The following is a 16,977-nucleotide window of genomic DNA, read 5'->3' on the forward strand; positions in this document are numbered from 1 at the left end:
AGGAAGAGATGGACACCTTGAAATGGGGCTGATGATTAAATGAACGAGATCGAGCTGATAATTACTACGGACAATTCCGGGCTGGTCACCGGCGTGCGGACCGCAAGCGGCGAAGTGATGAACTTCGGGAAAACCTCTTCGGAAGCCGCCGACAAGGCCAGCTCCGGGTTCAAAAAGCTCATCAACGATGCCGACAATTTCAAGCTCAAGATGTCCGATATCGACCGGATGATGGCTGCGGGGTTCGGCTATGCCACGCTCTATATGATGGAGCGCCAGTTCATGAAATCGATTGAAGCCTCGGAGATGATGCAGAACAGCCTGCGGGGACTCGCCGGTATGGCACGTTATGCAGGCGAGAACATCGAGACCGCCATAGGACAGGCATACAAGTTCACCGAAGACGGCCTGCTCAATGTGAGAGAGGCATCGCTGTCGCTCCAAAACCTCCTGCAGAGGGGATACGGACTTGAGCGCTCTATCGAGTTGATGGAGCGGCTGAAGGATGCCGCTGCCTTCAACCGGCAGTCGCACCTGAGCATGGGCGAGGCGATCACCTCTGCAACCGAAGGTCTCAAGAACGAAAACTCCATCCTTGTCGACAACGCCGGTGTCACGAAAAACGTCTCGATCATGTGGAAGGAGTACGCCGCGCAGATCGGCAAGGGAGTCGACTCGCTCACCATAGCGCAAAAGCGCGAGGCCGAATACCAGGGCATCATGCGCGAGACCGAGGGGATGCTCGGCAATGCAAAGCTCGCCACCGAAGGGCTCACCGGCGCAAAGGCCCAGTTGAGGAATGAGGTCTTCAAGCTAAGGGCTGGTCTCGGTGATTCGCTCACCCCTGCATTTCTTGAACTGGGTAAAGCGGCCAACTGGGTGCTGGAGAACGCATTGAAGCCTTTCGTCGGGGGCCTTGAAATCACCGGCGCACGGATCGGCCTCTGGTGGGAGAAGCTAAGCGTCATTTTTTCAGAAAGCTGGAAGGGCGTGATAAGCGGCGGAGGGATCGTCAGTAGAAAAGAAGAAATCAAAAAGCAGCTTGCCGAGCTCGACAAAGTCTTCGACGAGCATGCCACGGAGATCGCTAAAAAGTGGGGTGGCGGGATGACCATTCCCCAGATCGGGCGCGATACCGGAAAGAGACGCCAGGATGTAATCGCCCCTGAAAAGGAGCTGGAGAAAGTAAAGAGCCTCAACAAGAGGATCCAGCATGAGCTGGAGCAAATGACCCTCTCCCAGATCGACCAGATAAAAGCCCAGGCTGCAGAGTGGATCAAAGAGGGCGGTAACAGAGTGTTGGTCGAAAAGTGGGCCACTGCCGAGACGAACAAGATCAGGCGCGACGGTCTTTTGAATGTCCTCAAACTGAATCAGGAGCAGGCAGAGCTCGAAAAGAAAACCGAGCAGGAGGTCGCCGACTTCAAGATCAGGCTTTACGAAGCTGAGCGGCAGCGGAACGAGGACCTCTTCAATCAAGCGGTGCAGCTCAATGAACAGCGCAAACAGATGCAGCGCGAGCAGTACGAGACCATGTGGCAGGGAGTGCTGGGCCAGACCAACATGGTGGGCGGCGAGATGGGCGTGGGCCTCGGCATGATGGCGGGCGGCATGAAGGGGCTCATGGACGTCGAACAAGGGTACGATCCCTACTCCCAGGAGCTGGAGCGGCTGCAGCAGTACTATGCCGACAGGATAGCCCTGCTGCAGGAGATGAAGGCGACCGAGGCGGAGATCAACCAGCAGTACGAGGACTACATGGTGCAGCAGGAAGCTATTGCCGGCCAGCAGCGGCTGCTGGTCGCCCAGAACCTGGCCGGGATGCTGGCCGGGACCATGTATTCGCTCTACGTCGCCGCCGGACAGCACAACGACGCCATGTTCAAAATGTGGAAGGCGTTCGCGATCGCCGAGGCGCTGATCTCCACCTATGCGGGCGCGGCACGCGCTCTGGCCGAGTGGCCGTGGCCGTTTTCGATCGCTGTGGCGGCAATCGTGACAGCCACCGGTCTGGCCAGGGTCGCAGCAATCGCGTCGCAGAAGCCGGGCACGGCAGCGACCTCTGCGGGCGTCAGCGGAGGCGGCGGCTATACGTACACCCAGCCGACTGTCCCGTCGTTCCAGCCGGCAGAGCAGGAAAAAGAGAAGACCCGCCCCTTGACCGTCACGATCTACAACTACGGCATTCTCGGTACCGACCAGGACCAGATCGCCCGCGACTTGGTCCCCGCGCTGCAGAAAGCAATGGATGACGGAGCGCATTGATGAACCCGATCCTCCTCTACGACAACAGGTTCAATGACGCCATCCCCACGGCAACCGATACCGCCGCAGGATATGACGTGCTCAATATCAGGGATCTGAGGACCTATACCTTTCACAAGTTCGCCGGCAGCGGCACGAAGTACTACTACATCAACTGCGGGTCAGCAAAAGCTGCCGACTGCCTGGCGATCATATCTCATAACTTGGGAACAGCGGTCGCGACGGTATCGGTCGAGAGTTCTGCGACCGGCGCATGGGCAGGAGAGCAGGTAGAGCGCCTGGCCGGGTTCGTGCCCGCAAGCGACAAGGCGCTGCTCAAGATATTCAATTCCGCTTCCGCCCAATATTGGCGGGTAAAGATCGTTACGGCAGCAGTGGCCGCCCAGGTCGGCGTGCTCATGCTCGGCGCAAAGCTGCTCTTCCCCTATCCTCCGGACGCGCCGTACCGGCCGTACTCCGAGCGCATCGAGGCTGAAACGTCGATTGGAAAGACCGGCGCCATACTGGGCTCGACGATCAGGCATTACCCGATCGACGTGATCGCCCCGTTTTCGCACCTCACCCGCGCCTGGGTGCTCGACAATTTCAAACCCTTCTGGATCAATCACGGACGGAAGCTCAATCCGTTCTTCTACGCCTGGGACCTCGATGTCTATCCGGATGATGTCCTTTTCCTGGCCTGCTCGCCTGATATGGTCTACGAGCTGTCGGTAAGCGTCCTCACATACATCGACAGCATCGTCCTCCGGATGAAGGGAGTCAGCGAGGTATGACGTACGCTGATGAATTAGGCAAGATTTCACGCACGCCGGTCACCCTTGTGGTGATCACGCTCGATTACTGCGGCAGGACCTTCAGCGTCGATCCCTGCCTGGCCACCGGCACCAAATGCTGGAATACCTGGAAGACCTGCAAGTATAAGAGCGCCTACCTGAAGCAGAGCAAGGATTACAAATTTACTTCTGCCGATACTCCGCTGCCGTTTAAAACCGGCGAGCGGCCGTATCTGCAGCGCGTGAAATATCTCCCGACCGAGATCAAGGACAGTTTGACAGTGAATGCGAGAGAGATCTATGAATTTTACGATGTGCCTGATACCGATGTGGGCATCGATCCCTATGTCACCACGCGCAGCGCCTTTCCCACTATTCCGGGGACATTCTGGAAGAAGCTGATAGCCCGTAACCCTAACTATAAGGGGCGCACAATAAAACGGTATGAGGGCGCTCTGGGCCTCGCAGAGAACGAATTCGAGCAAAAATTCGTTGGGGTCCTGGATAACATCACCTTGGGAAAAGGGGAGACTAAGGTCGAGACAGTTGATCTCCTGAAGTCGCTTGCCAATGTAGAGATCCCGCCCAAGGTCGATATCAAGCTGGTATCCGACACAGCTTTAGACTCAGCGACGATCACGTTGACAACGCTCGCGGGACTCTATGCGGCCCCGGCCTACATCCGCATCAAGGATGACATCATTTACTACACCGGCACCGCCGGGGGCAACCAGATCACCGGCTGCGCCTGGGGCCAGTTCGGCAGCACGAAGGAGGCCCATAGGGCGAAAGACAAAGTGCAGCCGGTACGCTATATCCCGCCGACGAACGGCTTCGACATCATGAAAACGCTGCTCGAGGCCGACGCCGGGATCGACCCTGCGGATGTCGATACCGCTGCCTTCGATTACTGGAAGGCCTGGCCCGATATGGATGTGAACTTCTCGGCCATCATCTCCGAGCCGACCAAGGCGGATAAGCTCTACTTCGAGCTGGTGGACCTCCTCGACTGCAAATCATGGGTCGCCGAGGACCTCAAGATCACTATCAAACGCAACGTGCCCAACGAGCCCGGCAGGGGATACAAGACGATCACCGACGCAGCGAACATCATTCACGGTTCAGCAAGCGTCGACCTCAATGAGAAGTCGCGTATCACCCGGATGCTGCTCTATTGGGACAGAACCGCGATCGGCAAGGTCGCCGACGTGAACTCCTATAACCGCCTCGATATCGGCCTCGACAGCGACGCAGAGGGCGATAATGACTATAACGATATCGTCGAGAAGAAGGTCTTCTGCCGGTGGCTACGGAGCGGGTACGAGACCGAGGAGATAGTCAACAATTTCATCAAGGACCTCCTTGCCCGGCAGGTATGGCGGCAGCGCGACGCGATGCCCATACTACAGTGCTCGCTGGAGCTGAAGGACAGCGACATCAAGACCGGCCAGTTTACCAAGGTCAGCACCGACGAACTATTGCAGCCTGACGGCAACCCGATCGACAAGGTCATCACGCAGGTGATCAGGAGGGAAATGCAGGACCGTCTGGTGAAGGTAAAACTCCTGCAGCTGACCCCGAGGCGGCTTGCCTATATAGCAGCAGACGATACGCCTGATTACGACAGCGCCTCCGATGCGCAGAAAGAGTATGCATTCATTACCGACGACGACGGCGTTATGGCCGACCGCACGGACGGATATTACACATATTAACGAGGTGAGGGTATGGCCTGGAATCCATTAACCGATGCTGAGATACAAGTAGGGAAACCTGTAAAAAAGACCCTGTGGCAAAAGCTCAAAGACAGCCTCGAATACCTCTACGGGCAGTTGGCTCCCAGCAGTATCAACAGCGCCATACCGAACGGCTCTTTCGAAGTGGACTCCGACAGCGACGGCATCCCCGACCGCTGGACCAGGAATCTCTTTCCCGGCGGCTCCGGATCATTCGAGACCGGCTCCCCGGCAGAAGGCGCAAAGGCTTGGAAGTTCGTACATCCCGGTGGCGTCGGCAACGGCGGCGGCTACCTGGACTCTGACTATGTAGAGATATCCCAGCTCAAGACCTACGTGCTCGGATACACCACCTGGGCCTCTGCAGCGGGAATGCGCAACCTGGTGCAGGTCCTCTATTACAATGCCTCGAAGGTCTATCTCAGCGCCGCCACGCTCTATGATTCCCAGGCGAACCCAGGCGCTGCAACTGCCTATCTCTCACAGCACACGCCGCCGGCGACTGCCCGCTTCATCAAAGTCCGACTGATCGGCGGCGAGAACTCGGTGAACGTGGCCGGCACAGCGTACTTCGACAATATCACGCATGAGGCGGCGCTGCGGACGAACGCAATTTTGGACAACGCGGTGACAACGCCCAAAATAGCGGACTCTAACGTGACTGTGAGCAAGCTCAGGAGGGCACAGGGGAGCTTTAGTTATACGGGCACTTGGGGTGTGTGGGAGTTTTCAGCCGATGTGCACCAGTATGCATTCGCATCGCCATCCCTCACTGTTCAGACCACCGTAACAGTTTCTTATGTTAAAAGTTTAGGCTATATGTTCGGCGCAAATTCTGGGACCTATAGGAAATGGCTTTTTTACATGGACCATCCTAACAATGCATCTCAGTCCACGTTTGTATGGGACTATCTCTACTAACAACGAGGAGGGCATATGTACATTTTCGCAGTCGTGGAATCGGCCAGCGGCGCCATCAAGGCGTGCTATGAAGCGCTGACCTTGCCTGACGGCAGCAGTAATCCTCTCGCTGGCAATGTAATGCCAGAGGGACATGAAGTGGTGAGGGTGAATATCGATATCCTCACTGCTGACTACATCAGACTCCAGGCCGCAGCGGCAGGGATGGCGCCGTCGCAGTTTATTTGCCAGAATTACAACGCAGATATGCAGGCTACCGTGGCGGTGCCGCAGGGTCTGACAGTCCCCGTGCCAGTGAAGCCGCTGGCGCCGAAGGCCTGACATCTTATGAAAGGAGCAGCAGCCATGAAGTGATGTATAATAGTGCCATTCGGACCTGAGCAACTCCGCTCTGCCGCGGAGCGCTGGCTTAACCCGAAACCGTGTGCTTTCAGGATAGTGTCCAACTCCCTTGGAGATCTGGACAACCCGCCCGGCCATAGGTTTCGGGTTATTTTTTTCGGGAGGCGGCTCAATGGCTGATACGGAGAAAACAAAGGCGTGGAAGAAAAAGCTCGCCGAGGTCATGAGGGAGCATCCGGAAGTGGGACCCAAGTTCACCGGCAGGATAGAGGTCAACTTCAACGAAGGAGGAGTCACAAAGGTTTATATAAAGGACAAAGAATTGAAGTAGGAGCGGACAGGTAATAACTCCGATTTTCGGAGAGCTATGAGGCCCGGAGTCATCATGCTTCGGGCCTTTTTTATCGGAAAGCTGATAGCGAACTTCGCATTCAGGTAGGGCAATACGCCATACCTCCGGCACTATTCCCCAACGCGCCGGAGTGGGCCGGAGTGGGATAGTAGCAGAAACAGCGGCTTGCGCAATGGCACACCGCTTGCTCCCTCAGAGGCGGGCGGGTAGAGAAAGGGAAAAGAGGTGTGTCATGGAAACGAGAACCGAAACAGTGATGATCGTGGATGCGAGCCGAAGCTCGCGAGAGACGCTGGCAGCGATGATGTCCGATGCCGGGTATCACGTTGTGGCCGTCGCCGACGGGCGAGAGGCCCTGCAGCGCGGCTTGCTGGCCGGGGAGATTGATCTGCTGGTGTGCGATCAGGACGCGGGGACAATGGAGGGCACGCAGCTCCTGAGGAGCGTCCGCGCTGCCCTGCTGCGGACTGCAGCTATAATGGTGACATATAGCCAGTCACAGCAGCTGGTCATCGAGTGGTTGAGGCTGGGAGGTGACGACTTCTTCCTGAAGCCGGTGGATCCGCGCTGCTTTCTCCCCGCTGCAGAGGCGGCGATTTACTCATCGCGCCATAAGGTCAGACTGCTCTGGATCGCACGGCCCAAACCAGGCCCGGATCTGGGGGGCGTTCATCCGCATAATGAATGACTCCCACTCCCGGACTGACCGGGGAGCCCGCGACCGGCTAAACGGAGGCGAGGTGGTCCTGCACGTGAGGACTACCTCGCGCTCTCTCCACGACGGTATCGTCAGCGTCGTGGGGTCGAGCGTCGTGTAAGCGTCGCCCGTCATGATCACATGGAGGAGTACGGGTATTTCGACCGCGTCGGCCGTAATGCAGAGCTGCCGGGTCGCGTCGACGTCCGCCGCGCTCGGCGCAGGGTCCCCCGAGGGATGGGTATGCGCCAGTATCAACGCATACGTCCCTCTTTTGATCGCGGACCGGAAAACCTCCCTGGGGTGAATCAGCGTCTCCGTGAGCGTCCCTATGGCCACGAGCTCTCTCTTCAGTAGCCTCAAGCGCGGATCCAGGTGGAGCGCATAAAAATGCTCCCGGTCCGCCCGCCGGGCAACACCCCGCAAGAGCCTGAAAACGTCATAAGAACCCCGTATAGCCTCCCCAGCCATACCCCAACCCATAGCAAGTCGGATGCCAGCCGGAACCCCTTGTTTTACATTGACCCGATCAGGAGAGGGCGGGAAAAAAATCAATGAAAAGTGTATGCCCGCTCCCCAAAGTTTGTATAGTGAGACTGCCGAAGGGGCCTCAGAAGAACAGCTTCAAGCCCCTCCCGACGTCCCGGTTAGCCCGCCCCTAAAAGGGCCGTTTTGCCGATTTCTCATTTTGGGTGTTAAGATTTCTCATTTTGGGTGTTAAGTTATAGCAAAGGCAAGACCGGCTGGGTCTCGATACACAATGTCCATAGACGGCGGCTTTAATGCCACAGGGATGCGTAAATGCCCTATCTGTAACATGGTCACACCGCCTGCCGCATCCTTTGTTCCCTTGACTCCATAACCCTCTGAAAAACCGGACGACGAGCGCGGTTGCTTGAAAAAAAGCCTGCGAATAGGCTATTTTCAAGTGTTTGCGCGCCTTCCCGGGCATCGTTTTGTGCCGTGCTCCAGGATTTTTTCGATGGTGCGCGCTACGAAAGGAGGGAGGCGCGTATGTCGCTCGATGTCGCCGTGCAGCTGTTCAACCAGCTGATCGATACGGCAAACGATACCATGAACCGGTTCCTCTACCTCTTCATGCTCCTGCTCATGACGCTCTCGCTGTTTCTCGACAACTTCTTCATTGACGAATAGCCGTCGCACCGGACGCTCCCCCTGCGCCGCACGGGATGTCCTGCTATAATTGTTTTAGAGCCCCCGCTGCACAAGGATACGGTATCTATCTCGTAGGGATCGTGTCGGTATTGCTCGCGGGGTGATTCCAGAGATAAGGGAAAAGCCGGTTAGGCAAAAACTGTCGGAAAACTTAACATCAGTGTCGGAAAACTTAACATCACTGGGAGAGGATGTGTAAATAAAAGTTAGCTGTTTCAAAGATGTTGAGATCGGCATCTAACTTGCAAATATTTGGTTGCAGTCAATGCATCCCGGGAGGAAGTCTCCGGAGAGGAAGACATTTTGCGCAAGGGGGAGCTTATGAGAGTCAAGAGCATAGCAGCCGGTATAGCGGTCTTCCTGGTAATCGCCTTCGGGACCTCATCGGCCTACGGCATAGCCCTCTACGCCTCGGACCTGGACGGCCGTCTCTTCAGAGTGAATACCGACGTCTTCTCGGTGACCAGCCTGGGACAGCTGACCTACCAGTCAGGGAGCAGCACGCTTAACCTTAACCGAGTCAAGGGGTTGGACTACGACGCCCAGGGCGTGCTGCACGCGCTGAGAACGCAACAGGTGACGTCGACTACAGGGACCGGCCAGCTGTACACGCTCAACCCCTCCGCTTCAGCAGCAGGAAACGCGGTATTTGACGGGCCGCCCACGATAGCCGGCATGGCCCTTTTCGACGGGGGGCTCGCGTTTACGGATGGCGACCATTTCTACGCATCGGGCTTTACCAACGGCAGAGTGGTGTTCGGGTCGATCGGGCTCTCCACTCTTACTACGTATACGAGAAGCGACTCTTTCGCCTTTGTCGGGCTCGAGTGGTACAACGACGGGACGCCCGACGGCAGGCTGCTGACGCTCATGCAGCCCAATAGCGGGAGATTGCAGCTGGAAGAGATCATCTTCGGGACGACCACACTCACGCATACTCCCTTTGCCGGCGCTCCCTCGCTTGAGCAGTGGACCAGGGGGGACCTGGCGCTTATGGGCGATATCCTGTACCTCGCTTTAGGACGGAGCACCGACAGTGAACTGTGGGCGTATGATCTTACCCAGGGGCCGTCCGGCCAGTATACCTTTATCGGCGACCTTCCCGCGAACATCAGCGGATTGGCGGCTGTGCCTGTCCCCGAGCCTGCCACGGTGTTGTTACTGGGTATCGGGCTTGCGGCAATGGCTGCATTCAGGAGATCGAGGAGATAAGAGAGAGACCGGCCTTCGTTGGTAGTCGAGACCGATTTGCGCCTTTTAGCTGATGACATCACCAATCGGGGGGATTGTGGAGCTCAACATCGTTTTCAAATACGTTTTCGTCCTTTTCAGTGCCCTGTTCGCAGTCGGAAGCACCTGCCTCGTCAGAGAAAAAGACCGTTCGAAATGGCAGCGCCGGAACAAGCTCATGAAGAAAGGTCCTGAGGATGGGTAGCCACCGAAGGCAATAAAAAAGGGCCTGCGAATTCCTCGCAAACCCTTGGTACTACTGAACGCGCCCAGAGGGATTCGAACCCCCGGCCTGCAGATTCGTAGTCTGACGCTCTATCCAGCTGAGCTATGGGCGCACCCGAACTATAATTTTATCAGCAGTTACCGGGTTTTAGCAACCTCACCGCCCGCTTCCGCTTCATAGAACCGCCATTTGCAGAAGCAGTCCGCAGGATGGGGGTCGGGCGGCGCGTAAAGGCATTCGACCTTGACCGCCGGGTCGATGACCGAGGCGAAGCCCTGGAACTCGGCGCCGTGCATGTGCTTGCAGACGTATTCGCCCTTGCCGTGTTTCAGGCGGCCCTCCTGCGGCGGGCAGTGGGGCATCGAGATAATAAGCTCCCTCTCCCTTTCTTCGACGACATAATCGACCATCACGGTCCAGGGGAAGAGCGAATAGGCCTGCCATACTCCTTTCACTCCCGGCGGGAAGGGACCGAACCGCTTCAGGATATCCCGGGCCCCGAGCTGCCCCACCCTGGCCCAGACCTCTTCGTTCACCTGTTCCGCTGCGTCCAGCCCGAACCGCTCTTCGACCTTGATGAACCAGAAGGCGTCGACGAGCCTGAAGTTCCAGAGGAGAGAGCGGATATACTCCTTCAGTCCGTCGTTGTCCATCTTTTCGATTATGTCGAAACCCATCGCGCTCTCCTCAGCTCGGTTATGCCGCGTATTCCCGTATGGCCGGGATATTTTAGTACGTGAGCTGAAAGAGGTCAATGATGCAATTATGCCGGAGCAGACAGGGAGGGGGGACACGGATTCAGTAATCGCGCCTGGGTTCTCTAGGGGCAGGATGTGATCTGCCCCCCCACCCTTCTCCGGGAAGGGAACTCTCTATTCTTCTCGTACGATGGCACGGGAAGGGACGACGAATCGCGATTACTGAATCCGTGTCTCCCCTCCCTGTCACTATAAGGGGCACACAACGGGCACGCTGCCTATCGGGAGATCTCGGATAGCTTCCTGATGCGCTCCTGCATATCCTCGGGCAGAGGACTGGTAAATTCCAGATACTCCTTCGTGACCGGGTGGGTAAACCCGAGGGTCGCGGCGTGGAGCATCTGGCGGGGGAACACGATCCGCTGCCTCTTTATCTCGATGGCCGTCTTTTTCCCGTAGGTCGTATCGCCGAGGACCGGATGGCCTACGGCCGAGAAGTGGACGCGGATCTGATGGGTCCTTCCGGTGCCGAGCTTCGCCTCGATGAGGGTTGCGGGACCGAAGCGCCGCAGCACCTTCCACCGGGTGACCGCCTCTTTGCCGCTCCGGGTCTTCGTCGACATCTTTTTCCGGTCCGAAGCGGACCGTCCTATCTCCAGGGCGATTTCTCCCGAGCCCTCTCTCATAGAGCCGTAGACGAGCGCGAGATACCGCCTGGCGATGCGGCGCTCCTTGAACTGCCCGATGAGGTCGTAATAGGCGCTGTCGTCGAGGGCGACGACCATAACGCCCGACGTATCCTTGTCGAGACGATGCACGACACCGGGCCGGAGCGGGCCGCCTATGGTCGCCAATTTCTTGCAGTGGTGGGCCAGTGCATTGAGCAGCGTGCCCTGCGCATGGCCCGCCGAGGGGTAGACCACCATGCCCGCGGGTTTGTCGACGACAACGAGCGACTCGTCTTCGAAGAGGATCGTCAGCGGAAGCGGCTCGGGAACGAGCACGGCAGGCTCGGGCTCGGGCACGCTGATAGCGACCTCATCGCCCGGCTGCACACGATACCCGGCGCTTGCCGTCCTTTCATTGACAAGGACATTGCCCTCCTGTATGAGTATCTGGATCTGCGAGCGGGTGATCCCGGTCTTCTCGGCGGCGAAGATATCGAGCCGCTTCGAGGCATCTTCCGGGGAGGCGGCGATAGTGGTTACGGACGAACGGCTGCCGCGCCCCTCTTCGTCCTCATTCACCGGTATCCCGGTCTCTGTGCTCTGATTTCTGTTTCTTTTCATATCCTTGCCAAATATTATACCAGAGTGATACAATGAGCCTTTAGTCCGCAGCATAGCTCGTAGCTGAGTCATGAGCTATGCGCTGCTCGTTATCTGTTAATTTCGGAGGCGTTACTTGAAGCTCAATGAACTGACCATTGCCGATCTGCGGCGTCTCCTCGACAACCGGGAGATCACTCCGCGGGAGATCCTCGATGATACGTACACGAGGATCGATGCGGTCGAAGATAAGGTTAAAGCGTATATCACCCTGACGAAGGAGGCGGCCTGGGCCATGGCGGAGGCTGCGCAGCAGGCGATCGTCGAGAACAGGGCCTCGCTGCTCACCGGCATCCCTGTTGCGGTGAAGGACAACCTGTGCACGAAAGGGATCCTCACCACCTGCGCCTCGAAGATCCTCCCGAATTTCATACCGCCCTACGAAAGCACGGTCACGCAGCGCATGCTCGATCAGGGCTATCTCCTCGCGGGAAAAACGAACATGGATGAGTTCGCCATGGGCTCGTCGACCGAGAACTCGGGGTCGCACACGACGCGGAATCCCTGGGACCTGGGGCGCGTTCCCGGCGGCAGCAGCGGCGGCTCGGCGGCAGCCGTGGCAGCCGATGAGTGCATCGCCGCGCTCGGTTCCGACACGGGCGGTTCCATCCGCCAGCCTGCTGCGCTCTGCGGTGTCGTAGGATTGAAGCCGACCTACGGCCGTGTCTCGCGGTACGGGCTCGTCGCCTATGCGTCGTCCCTCGACCAGATCGGGCCTATCACGAAAAATGTCACCGATGCCGCGCTGCTGATGAACGTGATCGCCGGGCACGACCCGAAGGACTCGACCTCCGCTCCTCTCGAAGTGCCCGACTTTGCCGCAGCGCTGGGGAGAGATATCCGCGGAATGCGCATCGGCATCCCGAAGGAGTATTTCATCGAGGGGATGGACAGGGACGTGGAAGATGCGGTCCGCGCCGCCATAAAGAAGCTCGAATCCCTGGGCGCGGAGGCCGTCGAGGTCTCGCTCCCCCATACCGAGTACGCCGTCGCCACCTATTACATCCTCGCCACGTCGGAGGCGTCGTCGAACCTCGCCCGTTACGACGGCGTCAAATACGGGTTCAGGGCAGCGGGGAAGGATCTCCTCGAGATGTACATGAACACCAGGGCGCAGGGCTTCGGCGCCGAGGTGAAGAGGAGGATCATGCTCGGCACCTACGCCCTCTCTGCAGGGTACTACGACGCCTACTATAAAAAAGGACAGCAGGCGCGCACGCTGATCAAGCAGGACTTCGACAAGGCCTTTACGACAGCGGACGTCATCGTCACGCCCACGACGCCCAGCGCCGCCTTCAGGATCGGCGAAAAGACGGCCGACCCGCTCCAGATGTACCTTTCGGATATCTTCACCATCTCCGTCAACCTCGCGGGGATTCCGGCACTCTCGCTCCCTTGCGGGTTTACGGGAAGCGGCCTGCCGGTCGGGCTCCAGGTGATCGGAAAACATTTCGACGAGGCGGCGCTCTTCACCGTAGCCTATGCCTACGAGCAGAGCACCGAGTGGCATCTAAGGAGACCGGCACTATGAGCAATGATATAAACAACACGCAGAGCTCCCCCGCTGCGGCGCCGCCGGTGTGGGGCAACGGGAAGTACGAGGCGGTCATCGGTCTCGAGGTGCATGCCCAGATGCTGACCGAGACGAAGATCTTCTGCGGCTGCCCGACGAAGTTCGGCGCCGAGCCCAATACCCAGACCTGCCCGGTCGACATCGGGCTGCCCGGCGTCCTCCCGGTGCTCAACAGGAAGGCGGTCGAGTATGCCGTCAAGACCGGCCTCGCCATGAACTGCACCGTCGCCCGCTGCAGCAGGTTCGCCAGGAAGAATTATTTCTATCCCGACCTGCCGAAGGGATACCAGGTCAGCCAGTACGAGCTGCCCATCTGCGAGCACGGTTCGGTAGAGATCGTGGTGGACGGCGCGGTGAAGCGCGTCGGCATCACCCGTATCCACATGGAAGAGGACGCGGGAAAGAATATCCATGAGGGCGGCGGCCCCTACAGCTTCGTCGACCTGAACCGCGCGGGCGTGCCCCTCATGGAGATCGTCTCCGAGCCGGATATCAGGAGCCCGAGGGAGGCGGCGGAGTACATGAAGAAGCTGCGCGCCATCCTCCGCTACCTGGGCGTCTGCGACGGCAATATGGAGCAGGGCTCGCTCCGCTGCGACGCCAATGTCTCGATCCGCCCCGTGGGGCAGAAGGAGTTCGGCACCAGGACCGAGCTCAAGAATATCAACTCCTTCAGGTTCGTCGAAAAGGCGATAGAGTACGAGATACGGCGGCAGGTGAAGCTGGTCGAGGAGGGAGGCAGGGTCGTGCAGGAGACGCGGCTCTGGGACCCTGCGGCGGGCATCACTCAATCGATGCGCTCCAAGGAGGAGGCGCATGACTACCGCTATTTCCCCGAGCCCGATCTCGTGCCGATCGTGGTGGACCAGGAGTGGATCGACCGGATCGAGGCAACGCTTCCCGAGCTGCCCGATGCGAAACGGGAGCGGTTTGTCTCCGCGTACGGGCTGCCCGAGTACGATGCGGACCTCCTCACGGCGGAACGCCCGGTTGCCGAATGGTACGAGGCCGCGGTCGCTGCGGGCGGCCAGCCCAAGGCGGTCTCGAACTGGATGATGGGGGAGCTGATGCGGCTGCTCAATGAAGAGAACCATCCGATCGAGGAGAGCCCGCTCACCCCCGACAGGCTCGCCGGCATGCTCCGGCTCATCGATAACGGCACCATCAGCGGCAAGATCGCCAAGACCGTCTTCGAAGCGATGTACCGGAGCGGCAAGGATGCCGAGGCGGTGGTGAAGGAGCAGGGGCTCGTCCAGATCAGCGACGAGAGCGCCATCGAGAGGGCGATCGACGATATCCTCGCAAAGCATACGGCCGAGGTCGGGCGGTACAAGGCGGGTGAAGAGAAGCTCATCGGCTTTTTCGTTGGCCAGGTGATGAAGGCGATGAAAGGGAAGGCGAACCCCCAGATGCTGAACGACCTGCTCAGGAAAAAGCTGGCGGCATGGTGAGACTGCGGCACGATTTCTGTTGAATATCGGGCGGGGTTTGGTTTATAGTAGGAGACTTTCGGGCAGCCGTCCTCTTTGCTGCGGCGCCTCTGTTCCTTATAACGAGAAATGCTTCCTCAAAAGGTAAGACATGAGACCGGTTGAGGAGAACGGATCGAGCGATATATCAGTTATTTCGTTGCTGGTACATTCTTTGCTTTTTATATCTCACGCAGGAAAGGGGGTGAACACATGAGGATAGTTGCAGCACTTTTAACCGTACTCGTTGCCGTGGTATTCGTCGGCAGCGCAATGGCAGTTGCTCCGGGCAAGACCGTTGAGTATGCAGGCGGCGCGATGGGTAAAGTCGTCTTTGACGGAAAAGTCCACGGCGCTGAAAAGGGCATGAAATGTAATGACTGCCACACCAAGGTCTTCCCGATGAAAAAGGGCTCCTTCAAGATGACGAAGGACGATCACGGCAAAGACATGGCATGCGGCACGTGCCACAACGGCACCAAGACGTTCGGCATGACCGACGCGGCCAGCTGTGCGAAGTGTCATAAAAAATAAGAGAGAGCAAGGATACCCTTATCAGGCGGCCGATCCGGCCGCCTTTTTTGTCTTTCCATACGTGCAGCGATCCGCGCCGGCCTTTTCAGCAGCGGTTTCTCCTCTCACTGTTCTCTCTCCCCGGCGCCGCCCCTTATTTCTCCCCGAAATGAAAAGCAGTTGACACGCACCTTTGCGTCCACTATAGTTGTTCTTATATAGGTACAAAGATCCTAAAAAGGAGGTGAGTACATGAAACGCTTTACGCTGCTCGTCGCCGTCGTTATCGCCGTCGCTTGTGCAGGGACCGTCATGGCGGTCGCTCCGGGGAAGACGGTCGAGTATCCGGGCGGGCCCCAGGGCAAGGTCGTCTTCAGCGGCAAGACCCATGCCGATGCAGGCCTGAAGTGCAACGATTGCCACACCAAGGTCTTCCCGATGAAGAAGGGCTCCTTCAAGATGACCAGGGAAGACCACGGCAAGGATATCGCCTGCGGCGTATGCCACAACGGCACCAAGGCGTTCGGCATGACCGACGCGAAGGATTGCAGCAAGTGCCACAAGAAATAAGCGGGTGATGACGATAAAAAAGAGCGGCGCTGCAGCGCCGCTCTTTTTTATCGTCTTAAGAAAGTCGGCTATTTGATATACGTCAGCCAGCGCTCGTACTTTTTGTTCTTTCCCTTTACCGCATCGAAGAAGAGGCCCTGCAGCTTCTTGGTGACTGCGCCCGCCCTCCCGGCCCCGATGATCCTGCCGTCGAGCTCCCTGATCGGGGTGACCTCGGCAGCCGTCCCGGTGAAGAAGGCTTCATCCGCAATATAGACCTCGTCCCTGGTAAAGCGCTCCTCCCGGGTCTCTATCCCGGCATCCCCGGCAATGGTGATGACGCTGTCACGCGTGATCCCCTCGAGGATCGAGGTGAGGGGCGTGGTCTTGAGGACGCCGTTGCGGACGATAAAGACATTCTCGCCGCTTCCCTCCGAGACGTACCCTTCGGTATCGAGGAGCAGCGCCTCGTCGCAGCCGCACGAGATCGCCTCTTTCTTAGCGATCTGGGAGTTGACGTAGTAGCCGCAGATCTTGCCGCGCGACATGTTGGAATTGACATGATTGCGTATGAATGACGCGACCTTGACGCGGATGCCGTTCTCGAGGCCGTCCTCGCCGAGATAGGCGCCCCAGGGCCACGCCGAGATCGCCACCCTGATCGGGTTCCCTTTCGGATAGAGTCCCATGGCGCCGTAGCCGATGTAGACGAGCGGCCGTATGTAGCACTCCTTCAATTTATTGACCGTGACCGTATCGATGATCGCCTGCCTGATCTCCTCCTCGGTGAAGGGGAGCGTGAGGAGAAAGATCTGCGCGGACTGGAAGAGGCGTTTCACGTGCTCGTCGAGCCTGAAGACCGCCGGTCCCTTCGGCGTGCTGTAGCAGCGTATCCCTTCGAAGGCCCCGAGCCCGTAGTGGAGGGTATGGGTCATGACATGGACAGTCGCCTTGTCCCAATCGACCAGTTCACCGTCCATCCAGATTTTTTCGGTTTTCGGAATCATAGTCTTTTATTTATAGCAGCAGTGTCCCGGCCGTGTCAATCAAAAACTGGCAAAACTGGTAAGACCGGGGTGCGGCGCCACCGCAGCGCTGCTATGGTACAAAAATGTAATAATGGCTACGC

Annotated in this window: 17 protein-coding genes and 1 tRNA gene; 13 read left to right on the forward strand and 5 right to left on the reverse strand. The window is 58.2% G+C overall.

Annotated elements, in window-relative coordinates:
• Window positions 1–39: 39 nt before the first annotated feature.
• The 7 genes from AB1805_07615 to AB1805_07645 all read left to right on the forward strand — a co-directional run bounded on the left by AB1805_07615 (window position 40) and on the right by AB1805_07645 (window position 7,077).
• Entirely contained in the window at window positions 40–2,265 is a 2,226-nt protein-coding gene (locus AB1805_07615) for a hypothetical protein (protein MEW5745285.1), read from the forward strand.
• The gene (locus AB1805_07620) at window positions 2,265–3,038 is read left to right on the forward strand and encodes a hypothetical protein (protein ID MEW5745286.1); all 774 of its coding nucleotides are present in this window, start codon (window positions 2,265–2,267) and stop codon (window positions 3,036–3,038) included. Before AB1805_07615 ends, AB1805_07620 begins: the two co-directional genes overlap by 1 nt.
• The gene (locus AB1805_07625) at window positions 3,035–4,753 is read left to right on the forward strand and encodes a hypothetical protein (protein ID MEW5745287.1); all 1,719 of its coding nucleotides are present in this window, start codon (window positions 3,035–3,037) and stop codon (window positions 4,751–4,753) included. The genes AB1805_07620 and AB1805_07625 overlap by 4 nt, the downstream gene beginning before the upstream one ends.
• 12 nt (window positions 4,754–4,765) lie before the next feature.
• Window positions 4,766–5,695 carry a hypothetical protein gene (locus AB1805_07630; GenBank protein ID MEW5745288.1) on the forward strand — a complete coding sequence of 310 codons (930 nt, stop codon included), beginning with the start codon at window positions 4,766–4,768 and terminating at the stop codon, window positions 5,693–5,695.
• Between the two features lie 15 nt (window positions 5,696–5,710).
• A complete protein-coding gene (locus AB1805_07635; GenBank protein ID MEW5745289.1) occupies window positions 5,711–6,016 on the forward strand; it encodes a hypothetical protein in 306 nt (101 codons plus the stop codon).
• Window positions 6,017–6,209: 193 nt separating this feature from the next.
• A complete protein-coding gene (locus AB1805_07640; protein MEW5745290.1) occupies window positions 6,210–6,368 on the forward strand; it encodes a hypothetical protein in 159 nt (52 codons plus the stop codon).
• Between the two features lie 253 nt (window positions 6,369–6,621).
• Entirely contained in the window at window positions 6,622–7,077 is a 456-nt protein-coding gene (locus AB1805_07645; GenBank protein ID MEW5745291.1) for a response regulator, read from the forward strand.
• On the opposite strand, the gene AB1805_07650 is transcribed toward AB1805_07645, so the two are convergent.
• Window positions 6,991–7,569: a JAB domain-containing protein gene (locus AB1805_07650; GenBank protein MEW5745292.1), complete on the reverse strand. Its 579-nt coding sequence runs from the start codon at window positions 7,567–7,569 to the stop codon at window positions 6,991–6,993. The two genes, AB1805_07645 and AB1805_07650, sit on opposite strands and share 87 nt — an antisense overlap.
• A gap of 531 nt (window positions 7,570–8,100) precedes the next feature.
• Here AB1805_07650 and AB1805_07655 point away from each other — a divergent pair.
• Both AB1805_07655 and AB1805_07660 read left to right on the forward strand, forming a co-directional pair.
• Window positions 8,101–8,241: a hypothetical protein gene (locus AB1805_07655; protein ID MEW5745293.1), complete on the forward strand. Its 141-nt coding sequence runs from the start codon at window positions 8,101–8,103 to the stop codon at window positions 8,239–8,241.
• Between the two features lie 342 nt (window positions 8,242–8,583).
• Complete coding sequence (locus AB1805_07660) at window positions 8,584–9,474, forward strand: PEP-CTERM sorting domain-containing protein (protein MEW5745294.1); 891 nt, start codon at window positions 8,584–8,586, stop codon at window positions 9,472–9,474.
• Between the two features lie 282 nt (window positions 9,475–9,756).
• On the opposite strand, the gene AB1805_07665 is transcribed toward AB1805_07660, so the two are convergent.
• From AB1805_07665 to AB1805_07675, 3 genes are all read right to left on the reverse strand, one after another.
• Window positions 9,757–9,830 (reverse strand) — tRNA-Arg (locus AB1805_07665).
• A 25-nt stretch (window positions 9,831–9,855) separates the two neighbouring features.
• Entirely contained in the window at window positions 9,856–10,395 is a 540-nt protein-coding gene (locus tag AB1805_07670; GenBank protein ID MEW5745295.1) for a DUF6125 family protein, read from the reverse strand.
• 299 nt (window positions 10,396–10,694) lie between these two features.
• Window positions 10,695–11,705 (reverse strand): RluA family pseudouridine synthase, encoded by a 1,011-nt coding sequence (locus AB1805_07675; protein MEW5745296.1) that lies wholly within the window; start codon window positions 11,703–11,705, stop codon window positions 10,695–10,697.
• Window positions 11,706–11,820: 115 nt separating this feature from the next.
• Here AB1805_07675 and gatA point away from each other — a divergent pair, with 115 nt between their 5' ends.
• From gatA to AB1805_07695, 4 genes are all read left to right on the forward strand, one after another.
• Window positions 11,821–13,275, forward strand: a complete 1,455-nt coding sequence (gene gatA / locus AB1805_07680; protein MEW5745297.1) for an Asp-tRNA(Asn)/Glu-tRNA(Gln) amidotransferase subunit GatA — start codon at window positions 11,821–11,823, stop codon at window positions 13,273–13,275.
• Window positions 13,272–14,768, forward strand: coding sequence for an Asp-tRNA(Asn)/Glu-tRNA(Gln) amidotransferase subunit GatB (gene gatB / locus AB1805_07685; GenBank protein ID MEW5745298.1), 1,497 nt, complete (start codon window positions 13,272–13,274; stop codon window positions 14,766–14,768). The genes gatA and gatB overlap by 4 nt, the downstream gene beginning before the upstream one ends.
• Before the next feature lie 231 nt (window positions 14,769–14,999).
• Window positions 15,000–15,320 carry a c(7)-type cytochrome triheme domain-containing protein gene (locus tag AB1805_07690; protein ID MEW5745299.1) on the forward strand — a complete coding sequence of 107 codons (321 nt, stop codon included), beginning with the start codon at window positions 15,000–15,002 and terminating at the stop codon, window positions 15,318–15,320.
• Between the two features lie 231 nt (window positions 15,321–15,551).
• On the forward strand, window positions 15,552–15,869 hold the full coding sequence (locus tag AB1805_07695; GenBank protein MEW5745300.1) for a c(7)-type cytochrome triheme domain-containing protein: 318 nt from the start codon (window positions 15,552–15,554) through the stop codon (window positions 15,867–15,869).
• 68 nt (window positions 15,870–15,937) lie between these two features.
• Here AB1805_07695 and AB1805_07700 read toward each other — a convergent pair whose 3' ends face one another.
• Window positions 15,938–16,855, reverse strand: coding sequence for a branched-chain amino acid transaminase (locus AB1805_07700; protein ID MEW5745301.1), 918 nt, complete (start codon window positions 16,853–16,855; stop codon window positions 15,938–15,940).
• Window positions 16,856–16,977 lie beyond the last annotated feature (122 nt).

Source organism: Nitrospirota bacterium, assembly GCA_040752355.1.
GTDB lineage: Bacteria > Nitrospirota > Thermodesulfovibrionia > Thermodesulfovibrionales > Dissulfurispiraceae > JBFMCP01.

Coding starts and splice junctions, on each gene's coding strand:
- AB1805_07640 (MEW5745290.1), top strand. CDS start 6,210: ATGGCTGATACGGAGAAAACAAAGGCGTGGAAGAAAAAGCTCGCCGAG.
- AB1805_07690 (MEW5745299.1), top strand. CDS start 15,000: ATGAGGATAGTTGCAGCACTTTTAACCGTACTCGTTGCCGTGGTATTC.
- AB1805_07630 (MEW5745288.1), top strand. CDS start 4,766: ATGGCCTGGAATCCATTAACCGATGCTGAGATACAAGTAGGGAAACCT.
- gatB (MEW5745298.1), top strand. CDS start 13,272: ATGAGCAATGATATAAACAACACGCAGAGCTCCCCCGCTGCGGCGCCG.
- AB1805_07625 (MEW5745287.1), top strand. CDS start 3,035: ATGACGTACGCTGATGAATTAGGCAAGATTTCACGCACGCCGGTCACC.
- AB1805_07650 (MEW5745292.1), bottom strand. CDS start 7,569: ATGGGTTGGGGTATGGCTGGGGAGGCTATACGGGGTTCTTATGACGTT.
- AB1805_07695 (MEW5745300.1), top strand. CDS start 15,552: ATGAAACGCTTTACGCTGCTCGTCGCCGTCGTTATCGCCGTCGCTTGT.
- AB1805_07675 (MEW5745296.1), bottom strand. CDS start 11,705: ATGAAAAGAAACAGAAATCAGAGCACAGAGACCGGGATACCGGTGAAT.
- AB1805_07645 (MEW5745291.1), top strand. CDS start 6,622: ATGGAAACGAGAACCGAAACAGTGATGATCGTGGATGCGAGCCGAAGC.
- AB1805_07615 (MEW5745285.1), top strand. CDS start 40: ATGAACGAGATCGAGCTGATAATTACTACGGACAATTCCGGGCTGGTC.
- AB1805_07635 (MEW5745289.1), top strand. CDS start 5,711: ATGTACATTTTCGCAGTCGTGGAATCGGCCAGCGGCGCCATCAAGGCG.
- AB1805_07700 (MEW5745301.1), bottom strand. CDS start 16,855: ATGATTCCGAAAACCGAAAAAATCTGGATGGACGGTGAACTGGTCGAT.
- AB1805_07655 (MEW5745293.1), top strand. CDS start 8,101: ATGTCGCTCGATGTCGCCGTGCAGCTGTTCAACCAGCTGATCGATACG.
- AB1805_07660 (MEW5745294.1), top strand. CDS start 8,584: ATGAGAGTCAAGAGCATAGCAGCCGGTATAGCGGTCTTCCTGGTAATC.
- AB1805_07620 (MEW5745286.1), top strand. CDS start 2,265: ATGAACCCGATCCTCCTCTACGACAACAGGTTCAATGACGCCATCCCC.
- AB1805_07670 (MEW5745295.1), bottom strand. CDS start 10,395: ATGGGTTTCGACATAATCGAAAAGATGGACAACGACGGACTGAAGGAG.